Origin of the sequence: Streptomyces torulosus (assembly GCF_001419765.1) — a bacterium.
GTDB lineage: Bacteria > Actinomycetota > Actinomycetes > Streptomycetales > Streptomycetaceae > Streptomyces > Streptomyces torulosus.
On record NZ_LIRK01000524.1, the window covers coordinates 1 to 22,701 of the forward strand.

General features: G+C 70.8%; 20 protein-coding genes and 2 tRNA genes. 5 read left to right on the forward strand and 17 right to left on the reverse strand.

Going from position 1 to position 22,701, the window contains the following annotated elements; translation table 11 throughout:
- Positions 1-63: 63 nt before the first annotated feature.
- The 3 genes from AOK23_RS31940 to leuS form a co-directional block, all read right to left on the reverse strand.
- Entirely contained in the window at positions 64-909 is an 846-nt protein-coding gene (locus tag AOK23_RS31940) for a DegV family protein (RefSeq protein ID WP_055716049.1), read from the reverse strand.
- Between the two features lie 87 nt (positions 910-996).
- On the reverse strand, positions 997-1,731 hold the full coding sequence (locus AOK23_RS31945; protein WP_206336343.1) for a hypothetical protein: 735 nt from the start codon (positions 1,729-1,731) through the stop codon (positions 997-999).
- A 207-nt stretch (positions 1,732-1,938) separates the two neighbouring features.
- Positions 1,939-4,812, reverse strand: coding sequence for a leucine--tRNA ligase (leuS, locus tag AOK23_RS31950; protein ID WP_055716051.1), 2,874 nt, complete (start codon positions 4,810-4,812; stop codon positions 1,939-1,941).
- Between the two features lie 434 nt (positions 4,813-5,246).
- Between leuS and AOK23_RS31955 the strand changes: the two genes are divergently transcribed.
- Both AOK23_RS31955 and AOK23_RS31960 read left to right on the forward strand, forming a co-directional pair.
- Positions 5,247-6,608, forward strand: a complete 1,362-nt coding sequence (locus tag AOK23_RS31955) for a ferric reductase-like transmembrane domain-containing protein (RefSeq protein WP_240496658.1) — start codon at positions 5,247-5,249, stop codon at positions 6,606-6,608.
- Positions 6,605-8,221 (forward strand): NADH-quinone oxidoreductase subunit NuoF family protein, encoded by a 1,617-nt coding sequence (locus tag AOK23_RS31960; RefSeq protein ID WP_055517675.1) that lies wholly within the window; start codon positions 6,605-6,607, stop codon positions 8,219-8,221. Before AOK23_RS31955 ends, AOK23_RS31960 begins: the two co-directional genes overlap by 4 nt.
- Before the next feature lie 176 nt (positions 8,222-8,397).
- Here the strand turns inward: AOK23_RS31960 and AOK23_RS31965 are convergent.
- Positions 8,398-8,470, reverse strand: a tRNA-Ala gene (locus AOK23_RS31965).
- On the opposite strand from AOK23_RS31965, the gene AOK23_RS48180 reads away from it, so the two are divergent.
- On the forward strand, positions 8,438-8,593 hold the full coding sequence (locus AOK23_RS48180; protein WP_157878218.1) for a hypothetical protein: 156 nt from the start codon (positions 8,438-8,440) through the stop codon (positions 8,591-8,593). The genes AOK23_RS31965 and AOK23_RS48180 overlap by 33 nt on opposite strands.
- Before the next feature lie 24 nt (positions 8,594-8,617).
- On the opposite strand, the gene AOK23_RS31970 is transcribed toward AOK23_RS48180, so the two are convergent.
- The 8 genes from AOK23_RS31970 to AOK23_RS48650 all read right to left on the reverse strand — a co-directional run bounded on the left by AOK23_RS31970 (position 8,618) and on the right by AOK23_RS48650 (position 13,804).
- Entirely contained in the window at positions 8,618-8,851 is a 234-nt protein-coding gene (locus tag AOK23_RS31970) for a hypothetical protein (RefSeq protein ID WP_005479297.1), read from the reverse strand.
- A 396-nt stretch (positions 8,852-9,247) separates the two neighbouring features.
- Positions 9,248-9,320: transfer RNA gene (locus tag AOK23_RS31975), tRNA-Ala, on the reverse strand.
- 132 nt (positions 9,321-9,452) lie between these two features.
- Positions 9,453-10,121 (reverse strand): histidine phosphatase family protein, encoded by a 669-nt coding sequence (locus AOK23_RS31980; protein WP_055716052.1) that lies wholly within the window; start codon positions 10,119-10,121, stop codon positions 9,453-9,455.
- A complete protein-coding gene (rsfS, locus tag AOK23_RS31985; RefSeq protein ID WP_055716053.1) occupies positions 10,118-10,564 on the reverse strand; it encodes a ribosome silencing factor in 447 nt (148 codons plus the stop codon). Before rsfS ends, AOK23_RS31980 begins: the two co-directional genes overlap by 4 nt.
- 163 nt (positions 10,565-10,727) lie before the next feature.
- Positions 10,728-12,548, reverse strand: coding sequence for an LCP family protein (locus tag AOK23_RS31990; protein WP_055716054.1), 1,821 nt, complete (start codon positions 12,546-12,548; stop codon positions 10,728-10,730).
- Between the two features lie 16 nt (positions 12,549-12,564).
- Positions 12,565-13,284 (reverse strand): nicotinate-nucleotide adenylyltransferase, encoded by a 720-nt coding sequence (nadD, locus tag AOK23_RS31995; RefSeq protein WP_055716055.1) that lies wholly within the window; start codon positions 13,282-13,284, stop codon positions 12,565-12,567.
- 58 nt (positions 13,285-13,342) lie between these two features.
- Positions 13,343-13,510, reverse strand: coding sequence for a hypothetical protein (locus AOK23_RS48645; protein WP_099964502.1), 168 nt, complete (start codon positions 13,508-13,510; stop codon positions 13,343-13,345).
- A 123-nt stretch (positions 13,511-13,633) separates the two neighbouring features.
- Positions 13,634-13,804 carry a hypothetical protein gene (locus AOK23_RS48650; RefSeq protein WP_169800356.1) on the reverse strand — a complete coding sequence of 57 codons (171 nt, stop codon included), beginning with the start codon at positions 13,802-13,804 and terminating at the stop codon, positions 13,634-13,636.
- A 98-nt stretch (positions 13,805-13,902) separates the two neighbouring features.
- Here AOK23_RS48650 and AOK23_RS32000 point away from each other — a divergent pair, with 98 nt between their 5' ends.
- A complete protein-coding gene (locus AOK23_RS32000) occupies positions 13,903-15,045 on the forward strand; it encodes a M48 family metallopeptidase (RefSeq protein WP_055716056.1) in 1,143 nt (380 codons plus the stop codon).
- 94 nt (positions 15,046-15,139) lie between these two features.
- Here the strand turns inward: AOK23_RS32000 and AOK23_RS32005 are convergent, their stop codons facing one another.
- The 5 genes from AOK23_RS32005 to proB form a co-directional block, all read right to left on the reverse strand.
- A complete protein-coding gene (locus AOK23_RS32005) occupies positions 15,140-16,210 on the reverse strand; it encodes an SCO2583 family membrane protein (RefSeq protein ID WP_055716057.1) in 1,071 nt (356 codons plus the stop codon).
- Between the two features lie 101 nt (positions 16,211-16,311).
- A complete protein-coding gene (locus AOK23_RS32010) occupies positions 16,312-16,881 on the reverse strand; it encodes an SCO2584 family spore wall biosynthesis protein (protein ID WP_055716058.1) in 570 nt (189 codons plus the stop codon).
- Between the two features lie 157 nt (positions 16,882-17,038).
- The gene (locus AOK23_RS32015; RefSeq protein WP_055716059.1) at positions 17,039-18,325 is read right to left on the reverse strand and encodes a glutamate-5-semialdehyde dehydrogenase; all 1,287 of its coding nucleotides are present in this window, start codon (positions 18,323-18,325) and stop codon (positions 17,039-17,041) included.
- 89 nt (positions 18,326-18,414) lie between these two features.
- The gene (locus AOK23_RS32020) at positions 18,415-18,879 is read right to left on the reverse strand and encodes a hypothetical protein (protein WP_055716060.1); all 465 of its coding nucleotides are present in this window, start codon (positions 18,877-18,879) and stop codon (positions 18,415-18,417) included.
- A gap of 161 nt (positions 18,880-19,040) precedes the next feature.
- Positions 19,041-20,147: a glutamate 5-kinase gene (gene proB / locus AOK23_RS32025; RefSeq protein ID WP_055716061.1), complete on the reverse strand. Its 1,107-nt coding sequence runs from the start codon at positions 20,145-20,147 to the stop codon at positions 19,041-19,043.
- Between the two features lie 389 nt (positions 20,148-20,536).
- Here proB and AOK23_RS32030 point away from each other — a divergent pair, with 389 nt between their 5' ends.
- The gene (locus tag AOK23_RS32030; protein WP_055716062.1) at positions 20,537-22,618 is read left to right on the forward strand and encodes a hypothetical protein; all 2,082 of its coding nucleotides are present in this window, start codon (positions 20,537-20,539) and stop codon (positions 22,616-22,618) included.
- Positions 22,619-22,701: the final 83 nt, after the last annotated feature.

Here is a 22,701-nt window from a genome sequence, read left to right on the forward strand (position 1 = left end):
GCACCCGGCACCCGGCACCCGCCGAGCGTCACCCGTCAGCCGTCGCCCGCCACCCGCCACCCCTCACCGAGGAGAGACAACCGCCGCCAGCAACCCCGGCCCCGTGTGCGCCCCGATGACCGCTCCGACCTCGCTCACATGCAGATCGGCGAGCCCCGGAACCCTCTCCCGGAGCCGCTCCGCGAGCGCCGACGCCCGCTCGGGCGCGGCGAGATGATGGACAGCGATGTCGACCGGCGCGGCACCGGCCCGCTCGGCGACGATCTCCTCCAGGCGGGCGATCGCCCTGGAGGCCGTGCGCACCTTCTCCAGCGGCTCAATGCGACCGCCGTCCAGCTGCAGCAGCGGCTTCACCGCGAGCGCGGAGCCGAACAGGGCCTGCGCCGCGCCGATCCGGCCGCCCCGGCGCAGATAGTCGAGGGTGTCGACGTAGAAGAACGCGGACGTACCCGCCGCCCGCTTCTCGGCGGCCGTGACGGCCTCGTCGACCGTGCCGCCCGCCTCCGCGGCCTCGGCGGCGGCCAGCGCGCAGAACCCGAGGGCCATCGCGACCATCCCGGTGTCCACGACGCGCACCGGCACGGGTGCCTCGCGCGCCGCGAGCACGGCGGCGTCGTACGTGCCGGAGAACTCGGCGGACAGATGGAGCGAGACGATGCCCGTGGCGCCCGCCTCGGCCACCTTGCGGTAGGTCTCCGCGAACAGCTCGGGGCTGGGGCGGGAGGTGGTGACGGACCGTCGCTTCTGCAGTGCCTGGGCCAGGGAGCGGGCCGAGATCTCGGTGCCCTCCTCGAGCGCCTGGTCGCCGAGGACCACGGTCAACGGCACCGCGATGATGTCGTGACGCTCCATCGTCTGCGGCGGCAGATAGGCCGTGGAATCGGTGACGATCGCGACATGGCGGGACATGAGCTGGAGGTTACCCGCCAAGTCCCCTCGACGGCAGCCCGGCCCCACCGACCGCCTCGCCACCGCGTCGGGCCGCGCCGCACCTCATCAAGTCGTGCTCTCCGGGCGTGGCTTCTTCTGCCACGGATACGTCGGGCGCGGTCCCGGAGGGGTGATCGCCGGCCGGGGCGGCTCCTCGGTGGTGCGGGCCTCGGAGCTCTCCTGCACCTTCTGTCCGCCGGAGGCGGTCGGCTCGGGCTTCGGCGCCTCGGGCCAGACGTGCGCGGGCTCGGACGGATCGGTCGTCCAGTGCCGCAGCGCGCCCGCCTCGACGTCGATCTGGGCGCTGAGCGTCTCCAGGTCGTCCTCGGCGAACTTGCGGGCCCGGTCGTGCGCCGCCCAGCGGAGGGCGTCGGCCGACTTGATGATCTTCTCCGTGCGGGTGCGCAGATCGGGCAGCCGCTGGACCAGCTTCGCGCGGTCCGGCTCGGGCTCCAACCGCCTGAGCTCGTCGTCCAGCTCACGGCCGTGCCTGCTGAGCTGCTGGAACAGGGCGAGGGACTCCTTCAGGGACTCGTCCTCGCCGACGCCCGCCTGGAGCGCCTCCTGGGTGGCCCGCATCGAGGTGCGCAACCTCAGGCGCAGGTCCGCGAGTTGGCCGACGGGGCCGGGCTGGGCGAGGCTCCTGGCGCGCAGGGTGGTGTCCTCGACCGTCCGCTTGGCCTGGGTGATCGTGCGGTCCACGCCGCGCTTGGCCGCGCCGACCGCTTTCACCGTGGCGTACGCGCCCAGCACCACGCACAGCACGAAGAGCAGGGCGACGATTGCGATCACGGCTTCCACGGCGCGCTCCTCCTTCGACCGGCACGCCACATACTGCGGCGCTCTTCCACGGTAAACGCAACGGGCAGGTCCACAGTTCCAACAGAACCCCGAACCTGCCCGTAGGGGATCACCCCGAGCGACCGCACGACCGCCCTCGGCCGTACGGCACCGGGGCGCCAAGGCGCCAGGCCCGGCACGGGCCCGGCCCCCCGGCCCCGACCAGCCCTAGACGACGATGTTCACCAGCTTCGGCGCGCGCACGATCACCTTGCGGATCGGTGCCCCGGCCAGCGCCGCGACCACCTTCTCGTCGGCCAGGGCCACCTTCTCCAGCTCCTCCTCGGAGATGGCCGGCGGGACCTCCAGACGGGCCTTGACCTTGCCCTTGATCTGGACGACGCAGGTGACGGCCTCGTCCACGACGTACGCCTGGTCGGCGACCGGGAAGTCCTGGTGGACGACGGTGTCGGTGTGGCCCAGCTTGCGCCACAGCTCCTCGGCGATGTGCGGGGCCAGCGGCGCGACCAGCAGGACCAGGGCCTCGGCGACGGACCGCGAGACGGGGCCGCCCGCCTTGGTCAGGTGGTTGTTCAGCTCGGTGACCTTGGCGATCGCCGTGTTGAAGCGCAGGCCCTCCAGATCCTGGCGCACCCCGTCGATCGCCTTGTGCAGCGCGCGCAGCGTGTCCTCGCCGGGCTCGGCGTCGACGACCGTGACCTCACCGGTCGCCTCGTCGACGATGTTGCGCCACAGCCGCTGCAGCAGCCGGAACTGACCCACCACCGCGCGCGTGTCCCACGGCCGGGAGACGTCCAGCGGGCCCATCGCCATCTCGTACAGGCGCAGGGTGTCGGCGCCGTACTCCTCGCAGATGGACTCCGGGGTGACCGCGTTCTTCAGGGACTTGCCCATCTTGCCCAGCAGACGGCTGACCTGCTCACCCTCGTAGTAGAACGCGCCGTCGCGCTCCTCCACCTCGGCGGCGGGCACCGCGAAGCCACGGCTGTCGCGGTAGACGAACGCCTGGATCATGCCCTGGTTGAACAGCTTGTGGAACGGCTCGGCGGAGGAGACGTACCCCAGGTCGTACAGGACCTTGGACCAGAAGCGCGCGTACAGCAGGTGCAGCACGGCGTGCTCGGCGCCGCCGACGTACAGGTCGACACCGCCGTGCGGCCGGTCCTCGCCCGGGCCCATCCAGTAGCGCTCGATCTCCGGGTCGACCATCTGCCGGTCGTTGTGCGGGTCCAGGTAGCGCAGCTCGTACCAGCAGGAACCGGCCCAGTTGGGCATGGTGTTGGTCTCGCGCCGGTACTTCTTCGGCCCGTCGCCCAGGTCCAGCGTGACGTCGACCCACTCCTCGTTCCGCGACAGCGGCGTCTCGGGCTGGGTGTCGGCGTCGTCCGGCTCGAAGGTGCGGGGCGAGTAGTCCTCGACCTCGGGCAGCTCCAGCGGCAGCATCGACTCGGGCAGGGCGTGGGCGACGCCGTCCTCGTCGTAGACGATCGGGAAGGGCTCGCCCCAGTAGCGCTGGCGGCTGAACAGCCAGTCACGCAGGCGGAAGTTGACGGTGCCCTCGCCGATGCCGGACCGCTCCAGCCACTCGGTGATGCGCGCCTTGGCCTCGACGACGCCCAGGCCGTCCAGGGAGACGCCCGCACCGGTGGAGTTGACGATCGTCGCGTCGTACGAGACGAAGGCGTCGTCCCACGCCGACGTGTCCGTGCCCCGGTCGTCCGTCGGTTCGACGACACAGGTGATCGGCAGCTCGAAGGCGCGCGCGAACGCGAAGTCGCGCACGTCGTGCGCCGGGACGGCCATGATGGCGCCGGTGCCGTAGCCCATCAGGACATAGTCGGCGATGAAGACGGGGATCTTCTCGCCGTTGACGGGGTTGGTGGCGTAGGAGCCGGTGAAGACGCCGGTCTTGTCCTTGGCCTCGGCCTGCCGCTCGACGTCGGACTTCGAGGCGGCCTGGGCGCGGTAGGCGGACACGGCCTCGGCGGGGGTGGCGTGGCCGCCGGTCCACACGTCGTGGGTGCCCTCGGGCCAGGCGGCCGGGGTGAACTTGTCGACCAGCGGGTGCTCGGGGGCCAGCACCATGTAGCTCGCGCCGAACAGCGTGTCGGGGCGCGTGGTGAAGACGGTGATGTTCTCGCCGTCGATCGGGAAGTCGACGCGGGCGCCCTCGGAGCGGCCGATCCAGTTGCGCTGCTGCAGCTTGATGGCCTCGGGCCAGTCCAGCTCCTCCAGGTCCTCCAGCAGACGGTCGGCGTACGCCGTGATCCGCATGTTCCACTGGCGCAGCTTGGCCTTGAAGACGGGGAAGTTGCCGCGCTCGGAGCGGCCGTCGGCGGTGACCTCCTCGTTGGCCAGGACGGTGCCCAGGCCGGGGCACCAGTTGACGGGCGCGTCGGAGGCGTAGGCCAGGCGGTACTCGCCCAGGACGTCGGCGCGTTCGACGGCGCTCAGCGCGTTCCAGGAGCGCCCACCGGGCACAGCGCGCTCACCCGACTCGAACTGGGCGACCAGTTTGGCGATGGGGCGGGCCTTCCTCGCCTCGTCGTCGTACCAGGAGTTGAAGATCTGCAGGAAGATCCACTGGGTCCACTTGTAGTAGTCCGGGTCGATCGTGGCGAACGACCGGCGCTTGTCGTGGCCCAGTCCCAGCCGGCGCAGCTGGGACTTCATGTTGGTGATGGCGGCCTCGGTGGTGACCCGGGGGTGCTCGCCGGTGGCCACGGCGTGCTGCTCGGCGGGCAGGCCGAAGGCGTCGAAGCCCAGGGTGTGCAGGACGTTGTGGCCGGTCATCCGCTGGTAACGGGCGAAGACGTCGGTGGCGATGTACCCCAGCGGGTGACCGACGTGCAGGCCCGCACCGGAGGGGTACGGGAACATGTCCATGATGAACTTCTTGGGACGGGCGGCCAGCTCCGGGTCGCCCGCCAGGTCGCCCTTGGGGTTCGGTGCCGCGTAGGTGCCCTCGGCGTCCCAGAAGTCCTGCCAGCGTGCCTCGATCTCGGCCGCGACGGCGGCCGTGTAGCGGTGCGGCGCGGTATCCACCGACGCTCCTGCGGCAGCGGGGTTCGTCTCGCTCATGATCCTCAAAGCTCCATCGATCGTCTCTGCCAGCGGTAGGTGTCGTCCGGAAACGAAAAATCCCCTCGCACAGGAGGGGACGCCGCGCCGATTCCGACCACGCCGTTCATCGGCGGTCGGGACTGATCAGCGCGGCTCGCTAAGCAGAAGGCGTACGGCACGCATGGGCTCAGGGTACCCCAGGGTCCACAGCCGTCGCGACGAGGTTCCGGGCCGTCACCGGACAGGACCAGTGGAGTGTCAGCCACGGGATCCGGCCAAAAAAGTTGAACAAAGTTCAAATCTTACTTCGCGTAACAACCACTAAGGGACATCACCGATGTGAGATTGGCCCTTGATAACAGCGCAATAACTCAAACCACCTACTGCTCGGTTTGGCACCACTTACAGTTCGACGACGGGACCGCTTTCCCGAACTGTTCGGAGTTGCCCCCATGAACCCTCGTCGCAGTAACAGCACGCTGCCCCAGACCGGCCGTTCGGCCTATGGGATCGCGACCGCTGCCGCTTTGCTGCTGATACCCGTAAGTGTGCTGGTCGGAGGTGACGCGTACCGTGAGTTCCTCGACTTCGGCGCGGGCGTCCTCTCGCTGGTGTCGCTGACCCTGTCGGTGCTCTGGGGACTCGTCGCCCAGGACCGCACCCTGCTCAGCGTGCGCCAGCGGATCATCGGCCAGGCCGTCCACCGGACGACCGCCATCGCGTCGGTCGCGTTCCTCGTCCTCCACGTCACCGTCAAGCTGGCGCTGGACCACGTCTCCGCGATCGCCCTGTTCCCCTTCGCCCTCGGCGTGACGGGTACGGGCGCACTCATCGGCTTCGGCGCGACCGCCGGGTCCCTGATGATCTTCGTCGCCATCACCGGCGCGCTGCGCAGCAACTTCGCCTCACCCGCGGAGGTCGCGGCGCGCTGGCGGGCGATGCACATGCTGGCCTACGCGGCCTGGTGTTTCGCACTCGTGCACGGACTCTACGCGGGTCGCGAAGCCAAGCCGGTCTTCGTCACCCTCTACTCGCTGGGCCTGGTCGCGGTGGCCGCGGCGCTGCTGCTGCGGGCGGCCCCCCGTTCGGTCAAGCGGCAGGTCGTCGAGCGCATCACGGCCATCCTGGGCACCGACGGCCAGCGTCCCCCCGAGGTCGAGGAACTCGTCAAGTCCCGGGCCGCCCGCCAGGACCCGGGCGGGCGCCGCGAGGACGGACCGCGCGACTCCCAGAAGCGGGACACCGGGCAGTTCCCCCTGCCGGGCTTCGGCGGTCAGGCCCCGGGCCCCGCGCTGGGCGACAGCCTCGTGCCCCCGCCCCGCACGGGCGCGTCGGCCGACGGCCCCGGTTTCGCCGCGGCCTACCGCGCCGTGTCGATGACACCGCGCTCCCCGGAGCCGACGGCGCCCTACCTGACCCAGCAGCAGCCCCCGCTGGACATGCAGCCCACGCAGGCCATGCCCCGTCTGGACGACGGTCCGGCCACGGGCACGCGCTGGCCGTCCCCGTCCCCGCCGCCGGTCGGCGAGGCGCCCCCGTCGTCGTACGACCCGATGCAGGACACCTTCGCCGGGCAGCCCCTGGGCGGCCAGACCCTCGGCGGACAGGCGTACCCGGGCCAGACGTACCAGGGTGAGGCGTACCCCACGGGGGTTCCGGAAAGTTCCTACGGAACCACTGAGACGAACGCCCCCTACGGCACGTACAACCCGAACGACACGTACAACAGCGGTCCCGCCACTGAAACGCTGCCCGGATACGACCAGCCGGGCTCAGGCGAACCCTGGAACGCGCCTTCCGGAGGATTTAAGTGAACGAGGCCCTTCCCGACGTCCCCGAAGTCCGTGTGGTGGGGCTCCCCCAGCTCACCTCGGGCTTCGACCTCGTCGAGAGACTCGATCTCCCCATGCACCTGAAGGTGCACGGTCCGCTCGAACCCATGGGCGGGGAGCAGTTGGCCCAGCTCTCCGAGCGGATCAACCTGAAGGGCAGGGGCGGCGCGGGCTTCCCGTTCCACAAGAAGCTGCGCTCGGTCGCCGAGTCGGCGATCAAGCGCGGCATCCGGCCGGTCGTGGTCGTCAACGGCAGCGAGGACGAACCGGCCTGCCGCAAGGACACGGTGCTGATCAACCGTGCCCCGCACCTCATCCTGGACGGAGCCCTGCTGGTCGCGGAGGCCCTGGGCGCCCGCCAGCTGGTCATCGGGGTGACACGTGAATCCACGCAGCGGTCGATGGAGGCCGCCCTCGCCGAGCGCGGTCTCGGCAACCGGCGCGGCGCGGCCATCCGCGCGAGCGTGCAGCGCAACCCGGTCCGCATGGTCACGGGCGCGGCCGCCTCGCTGATCCGTTCCATCGACGGGGGCCCGGCGATCCCGCCCGGCCGCAAGACCAGCGCGTCCAAGAGCGGTGTCGGAGGCGCGCCGACGCTGCTCTCGAACGCGGAGACCTTCGCCCAGCTCGCCATCGGCGCCCGCATCGGCGCCGAGCGGTACGGCAACACCGGCCTGTACGACGAGCCGGGCACCGTCATGCTCACCGTCTCCGGCGCGGTCGCCCGGCCCATGGTGATCGAGGCCCCGACCGGCGTGCCGCTGCGCTACATCCTGCAGCTCGCCGGCGCGCCGCCGGTCCCGCAGGGTGTGCTGACGGGCGGCTACCACGGCAAGTGGATCGACGCGGCGACGGTCAACGAGGCGGTCGTCTCCCGCAACTCCCTGGACGCGGTGGGCGGTGCGCTCGGCGCGGGCGCGATCCTGCCGATCAGCCAGGACACCTGCCCTCTCGGCGAGTCGCTCCAGGTCGCCAAGTGGCTCGCCGAGGAGAGCGCGGGACAGTGCGGTCCCTGCTACCTCGGTCTGCCGGCCGCCGCGCGCGGCATGGAGGACATCCTCAACGGCGGCGGACCGGCCGCCCTGGAGGCCCTCAAGCAGGTCGCCAAGAACGTCAAGCGGCGCGGGGCGTGCTCGCACCCCGACGGCTCCGCGATGTTCCTGGAGTCGACCATCAAGGCCTTCACCGACGATCTCGCCGCCCATGTCCTCGGCAACGGCTGCGGGCGGCCCGTGGAAGGTGTCCTGCCACTGTTCGAGGGTGGCAGGGGACCCACGGGCCTCCCGGGCGGCGCGGGCCAGGAGGAGTCCGGCGCGAGCCGCCAGAAGATCTTCGTCGACTGGACGCTGTGCCGGGGCCACGGCCTGTGCGCCGACATCCTCCCGGAGGTCTTCCAGCTGGGCGCCGACGGCTTCCCCACGGTCGCCCAGGCGAAGGTCCCGCAGTACGCCGAGGCGAAGGCGCTGCGCGCGGTGCGGCGCTGCCCGGCGCTGGCCCTGCGCATCGAGGAGGACACCCGGGGCAACGCCCCGTCCCGCAACCTCCCGGTCCTCTCCCAGGGCCGCGGCCGCCGGGCTCTGGGCAGCGGCCGCTGAGGCCCCGCTGAAGCGACGCGAGGGCGGGCCACCCCGGTACGGGGTGGCCCGCCCTTTTCCGTCCCCCTGGCCACCGCCACAGGCCCACTCGGGCCCTGTCGCACGGCCGGTGGCCGGCATCCCGAAACATCGTCAACAACGCGAAGACCCCGTCCACTTGGACGGGGTCTTGTCTGTGGAGCTAAGGAGAATTGAACTCCTGACCTCCTGCATGCCATGCAGGCGCTCTACCAACTGAGCTATAGCCCCTTGCTGTTTCCGCCGGGTTCCCCCGGCGACATCGCCAACTTTACCGGTCCCCGCGCCGACCACCAAATCCTTTCCGACCGGCGCACCTTATGGGTGATTTCAGCGCATTACGCCCGTTACTGAGGCGTCGAGTTGGCACCCGGCCGCTCAGGCGGTCACGAACGAGTAGAAACGCTTGAGCGTGCAGTGCTCCTCGAGGAGCCGGCCGTAGATCGGCTCGCCCTCGAGCTCGCGGTACGTCTCGATGGGGTCGCCTTTTATGATCAGCGCCCGTGCGCATTCCTCGCACCAGTACTGGTAGTCGGCGTTGACGGGTTCCATGTCGCGGACGATCGGGGTGCCGCTGCCGCACCAGTCGCATTTCCTCCTGTGTGCGCCCATCGATCAGCTCCAGCTGTGGCCGCAGGCCGTGCACACGTAGGAAATACCTCCGTTGTCACCGAGCACTTGGGCAACGTGGAGCGAGCCGCAGGAAGGGCACAGGAGGGTGGTCTTGCTCCGCATCATCACAGCGGCGGGAAGGTCGTGGACCTTCCCGCGGATGCTCGCAGGCATCGCTTCTCCCTCCCGTCGGGCCGCGCCCCTTCCGGCCGTTTGATTCTGCCACGGCCGGACCAATACGGTCAGCGACGCCTTCGTACCAGTCCGGACACGCGGCAGGAAAGAAGGTCGTCCGCAGAGGTATACGCCCGTGAGGCGCCCCGCGCTCAAGAAGGTCACGGATCTCACACGAAAAATCCCGTCCCCTGCCGGGAACGGGATCTTCTGTCCGATCTGTGGAGCTAAGGAGAATTGAACTCCTGACCTCCTGCATGCCATGCAGGCGCTCTACCAACTGAGCTATAGCCCCTTGCCCCATGCGGCCGAAGCCGTATGGTGTTTCGCCCCGCTCGGCGGGGCGAACAAGAAGAACTTTAGCCTGCGACCTGCCGGAAAGTGAAATCCGGGCCGCGGCCCCGCCGCCGGGGCCCCGCGCGGCCGCTCAGTCGTCGTCGCCGAGCACCGGCTCCGGGAGGGTGCCGGCGTTGTGCTCCAACAGACGCCAGCCGCGGGCGCCCTCGCCGAGGACCGACCAGCAGCAGTTGGAGAGGCCGCCGAGGCTCTCCCAGTGCTGCGGCGCCAGGCCGAGCAGGCGCCCGATGGTGGTGCGGATGGTGCCGCCGTGGCTGGTGACCACGAGGGTGCCGTTCTCCGGGAGCTTGTCGGCGTGCCGGAGCACCACGGGGGCGGCACGGTCGGCGACCTCGGTCTCCAGTTCACCGCCACCACGACGGACCGCCTCGCCGCGCTTCCACGCGCCGTACTCCTCGCCGTACCGGGCGATGATCTCGTCGTGCGTGAGGCCCTGCCACACGCCCGCGTACGTCTCCCGCAGGCCCTCGTCGTGCGAGACCTCCAGGCCGGTGAGGGCGGCCAGCTCGGCGGCCGTCCGCGCGGCGCGCTGAAGGTCGGAGGCGACGATCGCGTCGGGCTTGAGGGAGGCGAGCAGCCGGGCGGCGCGGCGGGCCTGACCGAGGCCGGTCTCGGTGAGCTCGACATCGGTGGTGCCCTGGAAGCGGCGCTCCACGTTCCACGAGGTCTGGCCGTGCCGCCACAGGATGATCCGGCGCCCGCGGCCCTTGCGGTCGGCCGGGTCGGCCCCCGTGGTCATCGCAGTTCACCGCCCAGCTCGGCGGCCTCCTCGGCGGCCTGCAGCTTCGCGTGCTCCGCGGCCTTGCCCTTGGTGGCCTGCGCGTCGGCGGGCAGCGCCAGCTCGGGGCAGTCCTTCCAGAGCCGCTCCAGGGCGTAGAAGACGCGCTCCTCGCTGTGCTGGACGTGCACGACGATGTCGACGTAGTCCAGCAGCACCCAGCGGGCCTCGCGGTCGCCCTCACGGCGGACCGGCTTGGCGCCGAGCTCCTTGTTCAGCCGCTCCTCGATCTCGTCGACGATCGACTTGACCTGACGGTCGTTGGGCGCGGAGGCGAGCAGGAAGGCGTCGGTGATGGAGAGCACATCGCTGACGTCGTACGCGATGATGTCGTGCGCGAGCTTGTCGGCGGCCGCCTGTGCGGCGGTGTGGATGAGCTCGATGGAGCGGTCGGTGGCGGTCACTACATGGCTTTCCGTAGGCGGTCAGGAACCCTCACGGGCTACCACAAGGGTCTCACGGACCGCCGACACAGCCCCACGGGTTAAGCGATCAGGCCCCGGAGCACCGCCGTCGAGGCGGCTCCGGAGCCTGATCGCGATCGCTGCCGATCCGAGGGGGTGACGGTCAGCCGGTGGTCCCGGTCGTACCCGTCGTACTCGTGGCACCCGTGGTGCCGGTCGTACCCGTAGTACCCGCGCCCGTGGTCCCCGTCGTACCCGTGCCGCTCGTGCCCGTCGGGTCCGTCGTCTCGTAGTTCCGGCCGAGGACGACGGTGACGTCGGCGTTGGACGTGGTCTCGCCCTTCTTGACGGCGCTCGCGGGGAGGCCGAGGGTCTTGGCGACCTCGACGGCGTCCTGCTTGCGGCCCGCGTCGGAGTAGAGCACCCGGGAGGCGGCCTCGGCGGTGCCGACGGTGCCGGCGTCGAGGAAGGTGTAGCCGCCGTTGAGCAGGACCACGCGGGCCTGTTCGGTGGCGTCCTTGTCGCCGGTGGCGTTGCGGATGCCGACGCGGACGGTGTCCCCGGCCTCGGGGCTCCTGGCTGTGCCGCCGAGCAGGTTCTTGACCACGCTGTCGGAGTCCTCGGCGCTGAGGGTGCCGTCCTGCTGGACGGGGAGCAGCTCGGACGTGTAGTCGCCGCCCTTGGCGCGGTCGGCGAGCTTGGCGAGGAACGCGCCGAGGTCCTTCTCGCCGAGCGACGGGTCGAGGATCTGGCCGAGGGTCTGCACGGTGACCGTGGCCGCCTGGGCATCGGAGGACAGCTTGCGCAGCACCCCCTGCATGACCTGCCCGAACCGCTTCAGCTGGGCGTCCTGCGACTCGCCCGAGGCCCGGTAGGTGGCGTACGCGACGGCCATCTTGCCGCTGAGCGTCTGGTTCTCGCCCTTGGCGACGAGGGGCGCCTCGCCCTTCTTCTTCGCCTCCGGGTCCGGTACCGAGATGTTGGTGTCGAGGTCGATGTTGCCGACGAGTTCGACGAGGTTGCTCAGGAAGGGGGTGTCCAGCCGCCAGGTGCCCTCGATGTCGGTGCCGAGGACGGTGTCGAGTTCCTCGCGGGTGCCGGCGGAGCCATCGTCCTCGACGGACTTGGCGAGGGTGGTCGTGGTGCCGTCGTCGCCGGTCAGGACGAGGGAGTTGGGCAGCAGGACGGTCGCGCCCCGCTTGGTGGTGGTGTTGTCGACGAGCAGCGCTGTGGAGGTGCCGCCCTTCTTGGTGTCGTGCAGGTGGACGGCGATCACGTCGCGCTTCTGGGCCCCCGCGGCGGTCGTCGTACCGGTCTTCTGGTCGGCGGAGGAGCCGGGCAGCACGCCCGCGAACCACAGATAACCGACGCCGCCGACCGCGACCAGCGCCAGCACGACCACGAGGGCGATCATGCGGCTCTTGGCGCGCCGCTTGGCCTCCTCACGGCGCTCGGTGCGGTTCTCGGTGAAGTTCAGCCAGTCGATGACGTCCTCGGAGTCGCCGTCGGGCTGGTCGACGAAGGCGAACTGCTCGGTGCGGTACTCCGGGTCGCCGGCCTTCGCACCGGCCTCGGGACCGCCGTCCTCGGTGGTCTCCTGCGGGCCCGTCTGATGCGGGATGTGGGCGGTCTGCTCGGTGACCGGGGCCTGATGGCCGGTGACCGCGGTCTGCCCGTACGGGTCGTAGGGGTCGTACGCGGGTGCCGGTGCCTGCTGGCCCGTGTCGTAGGCGGTGCCGTAACCCTGGGTGGGCTGCTGCTGGACCTGGCCGGTCGCGTACGGGTCGTACCCGTAGCCCTGGCCGTAACCACCCTGCCCGTAGTTCTGGCCGTAGCCCTGCTGCTGCCCGTAGGGGTCGTACGTCTGTTGCTGAGGCACCTGCTGGGTGGGCGCCTGTCGGTACACCGGCTGTCCGAACTCGTCGTAGCCGACGAGTTCGTACGGCTGGTCGCCCCCGTGGCCAGCGTCGTATCGGTCGTTCACCGGTGCCCCTCTCGGCTCACTCGCCGCGGTACAGCTGCCGCTTGTCGATGTAGCGCACCACTCCGTCCGGCACCAGATACCAGACGGGGTCGCCCTTGGCGACCCTCGCACGGCAGTCGGTGGACGAGATGGCCAGCGCCGGAACCTCAACGAGCGTGACCCCGCCCGCGGGCAGGCCGGGGTCGGCCAAAGTGTGGCCGGGACGGGTGACCCCGATGAAGTGCGCGAGGGAGAACAGCTCCTCGGCGTCGCGCCAGGTGAGGATCTGGCCGAGCGCGTCGGCGCCCGTGATGAAGAAGAGATCCGTGTCCGGGTTGAGTTCGTGCAGCTCGCGCAGGGTGTCGATGGTGTACGTGGGGCCCTTGCGGTCGACGTCGATGCGGCTGACGGAGAACTGGGGGTTCTCGGCCGTCGCGATGACCGTCATCAGGTACCGGTCCTCGGCGGCCGACACCGTGCGGTGGGACTTCTGCCAGGGCTGGCCGGTCGGTACGAACACGACCTCGTCGAGACCGAACTGCGCGGCGACCTCCTGGGCCGCGACGAGGTGCCCATGGTGGATCGGGTCGAACGTTCCGCCCATGACGCCGAGGCGCCTGCGCCCCGTCGGCTTTGTGTTCGACGGGGTGTTTTCCGGTGCCGTGCCGGTGCTGTCGGCCCGGCCGCCGGTGGTCTCGTGCGCCTGGTCGTTCGCCGTGTCGTGCTCCGGACCGGTAGGCGGTTCCTGCTCTCCCATGCGTCGAGACACTACCGGCCCGGCGGACACACTCTGTTCGAATGACCTTTTGCGCGGATCAGCGGTCCCGGTTGAAGCGCGTGGTGATCCACAGCAGCAGGAGCAGGGCGAAGAGGGCTCCGCCGCCGGTCAGGTAGGGGCTGAGGCTCTCGTGGTTGCCGCCGTGCTCCCCGCCGCCCTCGGCGGCGAAAGTGACCAAGTCGGCAGCGGTGCTGTGGAAGCTCATCGTCGGCAGGACCTATCCGTGTGGGATCGGGATAAAGACTCGGCACATCGTAAGCGGGGGCCGCGTCGGCGATCACGCCGACTCCGCCCCGGGATGAACGGACGGGGCTCCGTCTCCGTACCGTCAGTCGTCCCGCTTGTATCCGCGCAGGAGGAACCAGGCCATCAGGACCGACCCCAGGACCATCACGATCAGCACCACACGCAGCAGGTTTCCCGCGCCCTGCTCCTTGGCGGCGGTGCCCGCGGCCTCGGTGAACCAGGAGGCCGTCGTGACGTGGGGGAGATGCTCCATGAGATCGCTCCTTACGGTTGATGCCCTGCCACGGTAACTCCGCCTAGGCTGGTCTCCGCTTCGGGGGCAATATGGGCAATCAAACGCATGGGGGAAACATGCCGGACGACAGCCACGAGCAGAACGGGCACGAGAACGTGCCGAGCAGGCAGCGCAGGCGCTTCGAGGGAATCTCCTCGCGGGCGTACGAACACCCCGCGGACCGCTCGGCGCTGGTGGCGCTGCGCAAGCTCAGCGGCTTCGACACGGTGTTCAAGGCACTCAGCGGTCTGCTGCCCGAGCGCAGCCTCAGGCTGCTGTTCCTGTCCGACTCCGTACGGGTCTCGGACCAGCAGTTCGCGCACCTCAACGACATGCTGCGGGACGCCTGTTACATCCTGGACCTGGAGAAGGTCCCGCCGATGTACGTCAACCAGGACCCGCAGCCGAACGCGATGTGCATCGGCCTGGACGAGCCGATCATCGTCGTGACGACCGGGCTCGTCGAGCTGCTCGACGAGGAGGAGATGCGGGCCGTCATCGGCCACGAGGTGGGCCACGCCCTCTCCGGCCACTCGGTGTACCGCACGATCCTGCTGTTCCTGACGAGCCTCGCGCTGAAGGTCGCCTGGATCCCGCTCGGCAACCTCGCGATCATGGCGATCGTGACCGCGCTGCGGGAGTGGTTCCGCAAGTCGGAGCTGTCCGCCGACCGTGCCGGACTCCTGGTCGGCCAGGATCTGAAGGCCTCGATGCGCGGTCTGATGAAGATCGCGGGCGGCAACCATCTGCACGAGATGAACGTCGACGCGTTCCTCGCGCAGGCCGAGGAGTACGAGGCCGGGGGCGACCTGCGCGACTCCGTGCTGAAGATCCTCAATGTGCTGCCCCGCTCGCACCCCTTCACCACCGTGCGCGCGGCCGAGCTGAAGAAGTGGGCGGAGTCCCGCGACTTCCAGCGGATCATGGACGGCCACTACCCGCGGCGCAGCGAGGACAGGGACACCTCGGTGACCGACTCCTTCCGTGAGTCGGCGGAGCACTACACGAACCACGTGAAGAGCTCCAAGGACCCGCTGATGAAGCTGGTCACGGACATCGCGGGCGGTGCGGGCGACCTCGGCGGCCGGGTGCGGCGCGGCTTCAGCGGCTTCGCGGGCGGCGGCGGCTCGGCGGCCGGCGGCACGGCGTCGGAGGGCACGGCGTCGGGCGGCGGTACGAGCACGGACACCGCCGAGGACAGGCGCCCGGACGACGAGTGACGCGGCGGACACCGCCTGTGCGCTGAGAGCGCCCGGCCCGGAGGTTCCCCTCCGGGCCGGGCGCTTCGTCGTGGTCACACCTTCGGCGTCGTGGTCACACCTTCGGCTGGGCGCTCTGGGCCAGGGAGCCGCACAGGGCGGTGGCGCCGCCGGTGGCGTACGGGTCGGTGCCGGCCGGGCCGCCCGCCTTGTCCTGCTGGCCGGCGAGCAGCGGCCGCAGATGGTTCGTGGCGTCGTCGGCGCAGGCCAGCGGTCCGGCCTGGACGTAGGAGACGACGACCTCGGCCTGGCGGGTGCGCAGGTCGTCCTGGTCGAAGCGGAAGTGCAGCTCGCGCCGCACGGTGAACAGGGACGCCTCGGCCCCCGCCCGGGGGCCCACCGGGCGCAGCGCGTACACGAAGGTGTGCGCGGCGACGACCTCCAGCGTGCCGGAGTCGAACTCCGCCGCCTGGAGGGTGCCCTGGACGCGGATCCTGGTGTCGGCGAGCTGGGCGCGGGAGGGGTCGAAGCGGACCAGCCAGCCGGTGGGCGCGTGGCGTCCGTCCGCGGTGGGGTGGTCGAAGCTCTGGTCGAACTGGTCGAGCTGGTCGGAGTCGAGCAGCCGTCGTACCGGCTCGACGGTGGTGCCGGCGAGGACCCGCGGGTCGAGCGCGGAGGCGACCAGGTACTCCTTGGCGACGATCAGCGAGGTGACGACCTGGCTGTCGGAGAAGTGCTCGGTGCGGCGGGTGGCCGGCATCGTGATGCCGTCGGCGCCGGTGCGGAAGTGGGCGGCCGGACTGTTTTCGTACAGTCTTTCGGGGTCGTCGGCGCCCGGTACCGGTGCCTGGGGGGCCAGCGGGATCACCGTCATCCGCAGCGGCTCGGTGGGACTCGTGGCCCGGGGTTGGTACGGATGGCGGACGCCCATGTAGATGGCGGTGCCGAAGGCGACGGCGATCAGCAGGACGAGGATCAGTGCCTGCCGGGAGAAGCCGCGGCGCACGGGCGGGCGGCGGCGGACGGCGGGGGCGTGGTCGGTGAGGCGTTCCTGGGCGGAGAACTCCTGGAGACGGGCAGCGCGAACGAACGATTCGTCGAACACGACGGATCGGTATTCGTCCTCGCCTCCACCGCCGGGGGTGCCCTCGGGTGTCCCCTCAGGTGGGTCTCCAGGCCCGCCCATACCTTCAGGGTAGGTCTGCCGGAGCTCCGATAAACGCCGAGGTGCGCGACAACTTCTGACAGGTTCTCACCAGGTTTTCGAACGTCTCATCGAACCGGTTGTCAGGGTTGGCGCGGGGCCGCCGAGGCCGCCGGCTGGGAGTAGTCCGCGGAGGCCGAGGGGCCGGCCGAGGTGCCCTGTTCGACTCCAGTGGTGGCGGGGGGCGGGACCTCGTCGCCACGGCTGGAGGAGGCGCCCCGGTAGACGGCGGTGAAGGCCAGCGCGACCATGCCGATGCCCATGACCAGGGCGAGGAGCCAGGCGACGGGGCGGTGCCAGCGGGTCTGCTTGCCGTAGGGCCCGTCGGAGCCGAAGCGGCCCTCCAGGATCTCGGGGTCGTCGAGGTCGGGGTCGTGACCGAAGTCCGGGCCGTCGGCGAAGCCGTCGTCGTAGTCGTCGCCGCGGGGGCCTCTGGAGTGGGCCCTGCGGGCCTCGGCCTCCTGGGCCGCGGCACGGGCCTCCGCGGCGGCGAGCAGCCTCTCGACCGCGGTCGGCTCATGGACCACGGCCGCCCGTACGAAGTCCTCGTCGAAGACCACGGAGGCGAACTCTTCGTCCATACCTCCGCGGTCGCGGTCGTCGTCGGGCTCCCAGCCGTCAGGGAACGGCGTGCCCCCCACGTCCTCCGGCACGGATCCAGAGTAGACCGGGGTGGTCAATTTGGGCAGACGGTAAGGAAATTCATCCGTTCTGCTCAGCGGGTCGCCGGTCGTTCCCGGGAACGGGCCGGCGCCCCACGAGGCGCGTACGCCCCGCCGGGCGCCGTACGCGCCGGGTGTCGGCCGGATGTCAGCGGCGAACGTGCCCGTCGCCCGTGACGATGTACTTGGTGCTGGTCATCTCGGGCAGGCCCATCGGGCCGCGGGCGTGCAGCTTCTGGGTGGAGATGCCGATCTCCGCGCCGAAGCCGAACTGGCCGCCGTCGGTGAAGCGGGTGGAGGCGTTGACGGCGACGGTCGTGGAGTCCACCAACTGGGTGAAGCGGCGGGCGGCCTGCTGGGAGGTCGTCACGATCGCCTCGGTGTGCCCGGAGCTCCACAGCCGGATGTGCTCCACGGCCCGGTCCAGCGAGTCGACGACGGCGGCGGCGATGTCGTACGAGAGGTACTCGGTCTCCCAGTCCTCCGTGGTGGCCTCGACGACCGTGGCGCGGGTCTCCTTGGCGTACGCGAGGACGCGCTCGTCGCCGTGGACGGTGACGCCGGCGTCGGCGAGGGCGTCCAGGGCGCGGGGCAGGAACTCGGGCGCGATGTCCTGGTGGACCAGGAGGGTCTCGGCGGCGTTGCAGACGCTGACCCGCTGGGCCTTGGAGTTGATCAGGATCTCGATCGCCGTGTCGAGGTCGGCGTTGGCGTCGACATAGACATGGCAGTTGCCGGTGCCGGTCTCGATCACCGGGACGGTGGACTCCTCGACGACGGTGCGGATCAGGGAGGCGCCGCCGCGCGGGATGAGCACGTCGACCAGGCCGCGGGCGCGCATCAGCTCGCGCACGGAATCACGGCTCTCGCCGGGGACGAGCTGGATGGCGTCGGCGGGCAGCCCGGCGCCGCCGACGGCGTCGCGCAGGACGCGGACGAGGGCGGTGTTGGACTCGTAGGCGGAGGACGAGCCGCGCAGCAGGACCGCGTTGCCCGACTTCAGGCAGAGGGCGGCGGCGTCGACGGTGACGTTCGGGCGGGCCTCGTAGATGATGCCGACGACACCGAGCGGGACGCGGACCTGGCGCAGGTCGATGCCGTTCGGCAGGGTCGAGCCGCGGACGACCTCGCCGACCGGGTCGGGCAGCGCGGCCACGTCGCGCACATCGGCGGCGATCGCACGGATCCGCTCGGGGGTGAGCGTCAGCCGGTCGATGACCGACTCGCTGGTGCCGGCCTCGCGGGCGCGCTCGATGTCCTTGGCGTTGGCCTCGACGATCTCACTCGTACGGACTTCCAGCGCGTCGGCGATGGCGAGCAGCGCGTCGTCCTTGTCGGCGCGCGGGAGCGGCGCGAGGTCGGCGGCGGCGGCCTTGGCGCGATAGGCGGCCCGGGTGACCGGGGACATGGAGTCGTACGGCGAGAGCGTGGTCATAAGGGAAGGGTAGTGCGCCGCGGGAGGCGGCCCCAGTCGCTGTCCCACAAGCCGAGACGCCCCCCGGACGCGCCCACGCGCGGGGTGCCCTAGTAGGGGTGGACGCCTACGCGGGCCGCCGGTGGGAGGCCATAGCCCTCGGCGATGCGCTGGTGGTAGGTCTGGCGGTCGATGACCTCCAGGCCGACGATCTCCCACGGCGGCAGTCCGGCCGTGCGGCGGTGCTCGCCCCACAGACGCAGGGCGACGGCGGCCGCGTCATGGAGGTCGCGGGCCTCCTCCCAGTAGCGGATCTCGGCGTGGTCGTTGGCGTAGCGGCTGGTCAGCAGGAAGGGGTGGTCGTGGGCGAGCTGTTCCAAGCCGCGCCGCACCTCCTTCAGCGGGGCCTCGGGCCCGGAGACGCTCAGCGTGACGTGCCACAGCCGGGGCAGGTCCTGCGGCTCCTCGGCGCCGCCCTCGTACGCGTCCGAGGAGGTGACGCTGGTGAGCGTCCGCTCCTCGCCTGCCGCACGGGAGGTACCACCACCACGGGACGCCGTAGCCCCGGGGCGCACTCGTCTCACCACGGCCTCCTTCGCAACGATGCGGGCTTCGCATGGGGTGGTGCGGAATGCCCCTGGGACAAAGTTGAGCAGGCTCAAGGGCTCCGTGGGGCGGTTTTACGGAACGCACACCGCCGCGGACCGTGGTGCGGGACCCTTCGCGGGGCGGCTGGTCAGGGATGCAGGAGCACCAGGTCGTCCCTGTGTACGACCTCTCGTTCGTACGCGGGACCCAGCTCGCGCGCCAGTTCCCGGGTCGAGCGGCCGATCAGCTGGGGGATCTCCTTGGCGTCGAAGTTGACCAGCCCGCGGGCCACGGCCCGGCCCGCTCCGTCGCGCAGCTCGACCGGGTCCCCGGCGCTGAAGTCGCCGTCGACGGCCGCGATGCCGGCCGGCAGCAGGGACTTGCGGCGCTCGACGACCGCGCGCACGGCGCCGTCGTCCAGGGTGAGCGCGCCCTGCGGGGTGGACGCGTGCTGGAGCCACAGCAGCCGGTCGGCGGAGCGTTTGCCGGTGGGGTGGAAGTAGGTGCCCGTGTCTCGGCCGGCGAGGGCGTCCGCGGCGTGGATGGCGCTGGTCAGGACCACGGGGATGCCCGCCCCTGTGGCGATCCCGGCCGCCTCGACCTTGGTGACCATGCCGCCGGTGCCGACGCCGGCCTTGCCCGCGCTGCCGATCTCCACGTGCGCGAGGTCCTCGGGACCCCGTACCTCCGCTATCCGCGAGGTGCCCGGACGGCTGGGGTCGCCGTCGTACACGCCGTCGACGTCCGAGAGCAGGACCAGTAGGTCGGCGCGGACGAGGTGGGCGACGAGGGCGGCGAGACGGTCGTTGTCACCGAAGCGGATCTCGTCCGTGGCAACCGTGTCGTTCTCGTTGACGACGGGCAGCGCGCCCATCGCGAGGAGCTTGTCGAGGGTGCGGGAGGCGTTGCGGTGGTGGGAGCGGCGGCTCATGTCGTCGGAGGTGAGGAGCACCTGGCCGACGCGGATGCCGTAGCGGGCGCAGGAGGCCGTGTAGCGGGCCACCAGGAGCCCCTGGCCGACGCTGGCGGCGGCCTGCTGCCGCGCGAGGTCCTTGGGGCGGCGGCGCAGGCCCAGCGGCGCGAGCCCGGCGGCGATGGCACCGGACGAGACGAGGACGATCTCCCGCTCTCCCCCACTGCGGGCCTTGGCGAGGACGTCCACCAGGGCGTCCACCCGGTCCGCGTCGAGGCCCCCGGAGGCCGTCGTCAGCGACGAGGAGCCCACCTTGACGACGATCCGGTGGGCTTGCGCCACTCCCTGCCTTGCCGCTGACACCTGTATCCCCAATGTTCCGAACCAGCCCGGTGTGTGCAGTGCGCAATCTACGGGAGCGGCCGGGCCGGACGCGTCCTCATTTCGAGGGGCGGACGGCACGCGTCCACCCGGTCCGGCGCGGAGCCCCCACGGGGCGGAACGTGAGAAACACCTCGGGATTCGGGGCGATATGCCCGATTACTGGTGACTGATCTCACGGGAGATTGCTCCTCGACCGCCCTAGGTCATACGGTCAGGATCAGCCTTCCTCATCTCGCGCGGCATTCCTGGGTCGGAAGGCGCCCGGGGGTGCGCGCACCGTGGCGGGCCACCCCCACTACTCTCATTCCCCCCTTCCGTCCGTCGCACCCTCCGCAGGAGCCCCGCCCGTGCCCTCCGCAGGCCTCGTACCCCGCCGCATCGTGCAGCTGTCAGCGCTGTTCGCGATGTTCGCGCTCTTCACGGTCCAGATCGTCTCCGCGCTGCTGCCGAACATTCCTCTGTTCGTCGCCGCCGGCGCGGCGGGCCTCGTCCTGGACACGTATCTGCAGTACCGGGACCCCGGACTCCTCGCGATGCTGGGCAAGGTCCGCTTCGACGCGCTGGTGCGCCAGCTGCTGCGCGACATGCTGATCCTCGTGGGCCTGCTGCGCATCGACGGCATCGACCCGCTGCGCGAGCAGGCACCCCTGCTGGTCGGCCTGTGCCTCTTCTACGCGGTGCACTTCGCCTGCCAGGGCGTCTCCGTGCTGGTCCGCCGCAGCCGGACGCTGCCGATCGTCACACGCAACATCGACGCCTCCGCGCTGCGCCTGACCGCCGCCCCGCCGCGGATCCTGGCCCGCCGCCAGGCCCACCGGCTGCTGACCTTCTCGCTGCCGATCACCGCCGGTCTGCTGACCACGGCCGCCACGAAGGACGCCACCTGGGGCGGTCTCGGCCTCGGCTTCGGCCTCACCCTCCTCGTCGGGGGCACGGCGTACCTGGCGACCTGGCTGCTGCCCAAGAAGCGGGCCAGGAGCGAGCAGCAGGTCATGGAGTGGCTGGACGCGTGGCTGGAGCGCTACCAGCCGACGGTCGCCATGTACTTCTCCGGCGGCACGACCTCGGCGTACCAGGCGAACATGTGGCTCTCCACGCTGTCGCAGCTGGACAAGCCGCTGATCGTGCTGCGTGAGCGCTTCATGGTCCAGAAGATCGACGCGACCGACGTCCCGATCATCTGCTTCCCGAAGGTCGCGACGATGTTCTCCCTGGAGAACTCGACCCTGAAGATGATGCTGCACCCGGCGAACGCCGCGAAGACCTCCCAGGTGCTGCGGATCCCCACCATCAAGCACGCCTTCATCAACCACGGCGAGAGCGACAAGCTGTCCTCCTGCAACCCGTACGCGAAGGCGTACGACGAGGTGTGGGTCGCCGGTCCCGCCGCGCGCGAGCGGTACGCGCTCGCCGAGGTCGGTGTCGAGGACAAGGACATCGTCGAGGTGGGCCGCCCGCAGCTGGCCCCGATCCGCCCCTACGCGGGCCCGCCGACCGGCACGTACACGACCGTCCTGTACGCCCCCACCTGGGAGGGCTGGGACGGCAACCCCGGCAACACCTCGGTGGTCCTGGCCGGTGAGAACATCGTCCGCGCGCTGCTCGCCGACGACAAGGTACGGCTGCTGTACAAGCCGCACCCGATGACCGGCTCGGTCGACCCGCGCGCGGGCGCCGCGAACGAGCGCATCAAGGCGATGATCCGCGAGGCCAACACGAAGCGCTCGGGGGCCCGGCCGGGTGCCGACGCCACCGAGGAGCTGGCGCGCCGCACGGCCGAGCTGGACAGGCTGACGTCGACGTCGTTCCGGCCCAGCGCGGACGAGATGGAGCGGATGCTGCTCCAGGGCACGCCGAGCGGTGACCGTGAGGCGGCCATCGCCGAGGCCACTCTGGCCTGGGAGAAGGCGTACTGGGCGTCGTTCCCCGAGTGGGAGCACCTCGTCATCACCGAGGCCCGGCCCGCGATCTTCGCCTGCTTCAACGCGTCCGACCTGCTCATCAGCGATGTCTCGTCGGTGGTGTCGGACTGGCTGTCCAGCGAGAAGCCGTACGCCGTGGGCAACACTTCCGGGCTGCCGGAGGCGGCGTTCCGCACGGCGTTCCCGACCGTGTCGGCTGGTGTCGTGATCACTCCGGACGCGCGTGAGGTGCCGGGGCTGCTGGACGCGGTGCGCAACCCGGAGAAGGACCACTTCACCAAGGCCCGCGCCGATCTGAAGGAGCAGCTGCTCGGTCCGTCGGACCCGCCGTCCATCGTCCGGTTCGGCGCGGCCGTCCGGACGCTCTGCGCCAAGGCCGACGACCGCCGGGTCCGGATGGAGTCCCGCCTCGCCAACGAGATCCCCTCCCCCCGTGAGTCCCGGGACGAGGTGGCGGCCGAGGGAGAGCCGAGCGACGCGGCCGAGGACGCGGAGGCGCTCCGCTAGGTTCAGCCGAAAGGGCCCCCGGGGTGAGACTCCGGGGGCCCTTTGCTGTTGCCGAGGGTGGGGGCGGGTTCGGGTGCGAGTGG

What these genes read in the sequence shown, in the direction of transcription:
- AOK23_RS31940 (WP_055716049.1), bottom strand. Translation starts at nt 909, where the DNA reads ATGTCCCGCCATGTCGCGATCGTCACCGATTCCACGGCCTATCTGCCG.
- leuS (WP_055716051.1), bottom strand. Translation starts at nt 4,812, where the DNA reads ATGAGCGAGACGAACCCCGCTGCCGCAGGAGCGTCGGTGGATACCGCG.
- AOK23_RS31955 (WP_240496658.1), top strand. Translation starts at nt 5,247, where the DNA reads ATGAACCCTCGTCGCAGTAACAGCACGCTGCCCCAGACCGGCCGTTCG.
- AOK23_RS48180 (WP_157878218.1), top strand. Translation starts at nt 8,438, where the DNA reads ATGCAGGCGCTCTACCAACTGAGCTATAGCCCCTTGCTGTTTCCGCCG.
- AOK23_RS31970 (WP_005479297.1), bottom strand. Translation starts at nt 8,851, where the DNA reads ATGGGCGCACACAGGAGGAAATGCGACTGGTGCGGCAGCGGCACCCCG.
- AOK23_RS31980 (WP_055716052.1), bottom strand. Translation starts at nt 10,121, where the DNA reads ATGACCACGGGGGCCGACCCGGCCGACCGCAAGGGCCGCGGGCGCCGG.
- nadD (WP_055716055.1), bottom strand. Translation starts at nt 13,284, where the DNA reads ATGGGAGAGCAGGAACCGCCTACCGGTCCGGAGCACGACACGGCGAAC.
- AOK23_RS48645 (WP_099964502.1), bottom strand. Translation starts at nt 13,510, where the DNA reads ATGAGCTTCCACAGCACCGCTGCCGACTTGGTCACTTTCGCCGCCGAG.
- AOK23_RS48650 (WP_169800356.1), bottom strand. Translation starts at nt 13,804, where the DNA reads ATGGAGCATCTCCCCCACGTCACGACGGCCTCCTGGTTCACCGAGGCC.
- AOK23_RS32000 (WP_055716056.1), top strand. Translation starts at nt 13,903, where the DNA reads ATGCCGGACGACAGCCACGAGCAGAACGGGCACGAGAACGTGCCGAGC.
- AOK23_RS32005 (WP_055716057.1), bottom strand. Translation starts at nt 16,210, where the DNA reads ATGGGCGGGCCTGGAGACCCACCTGAGGGGACACCCGAGGGCACCCCC.
- AOK23_RS32015 (WP_055716059.1), bottom strand. Translation starts at nt 18,325, where the DNA reads ATGACCACGCTCTCGCCGTACGACTCCATGTCCCCGGTCACCCGGGCC.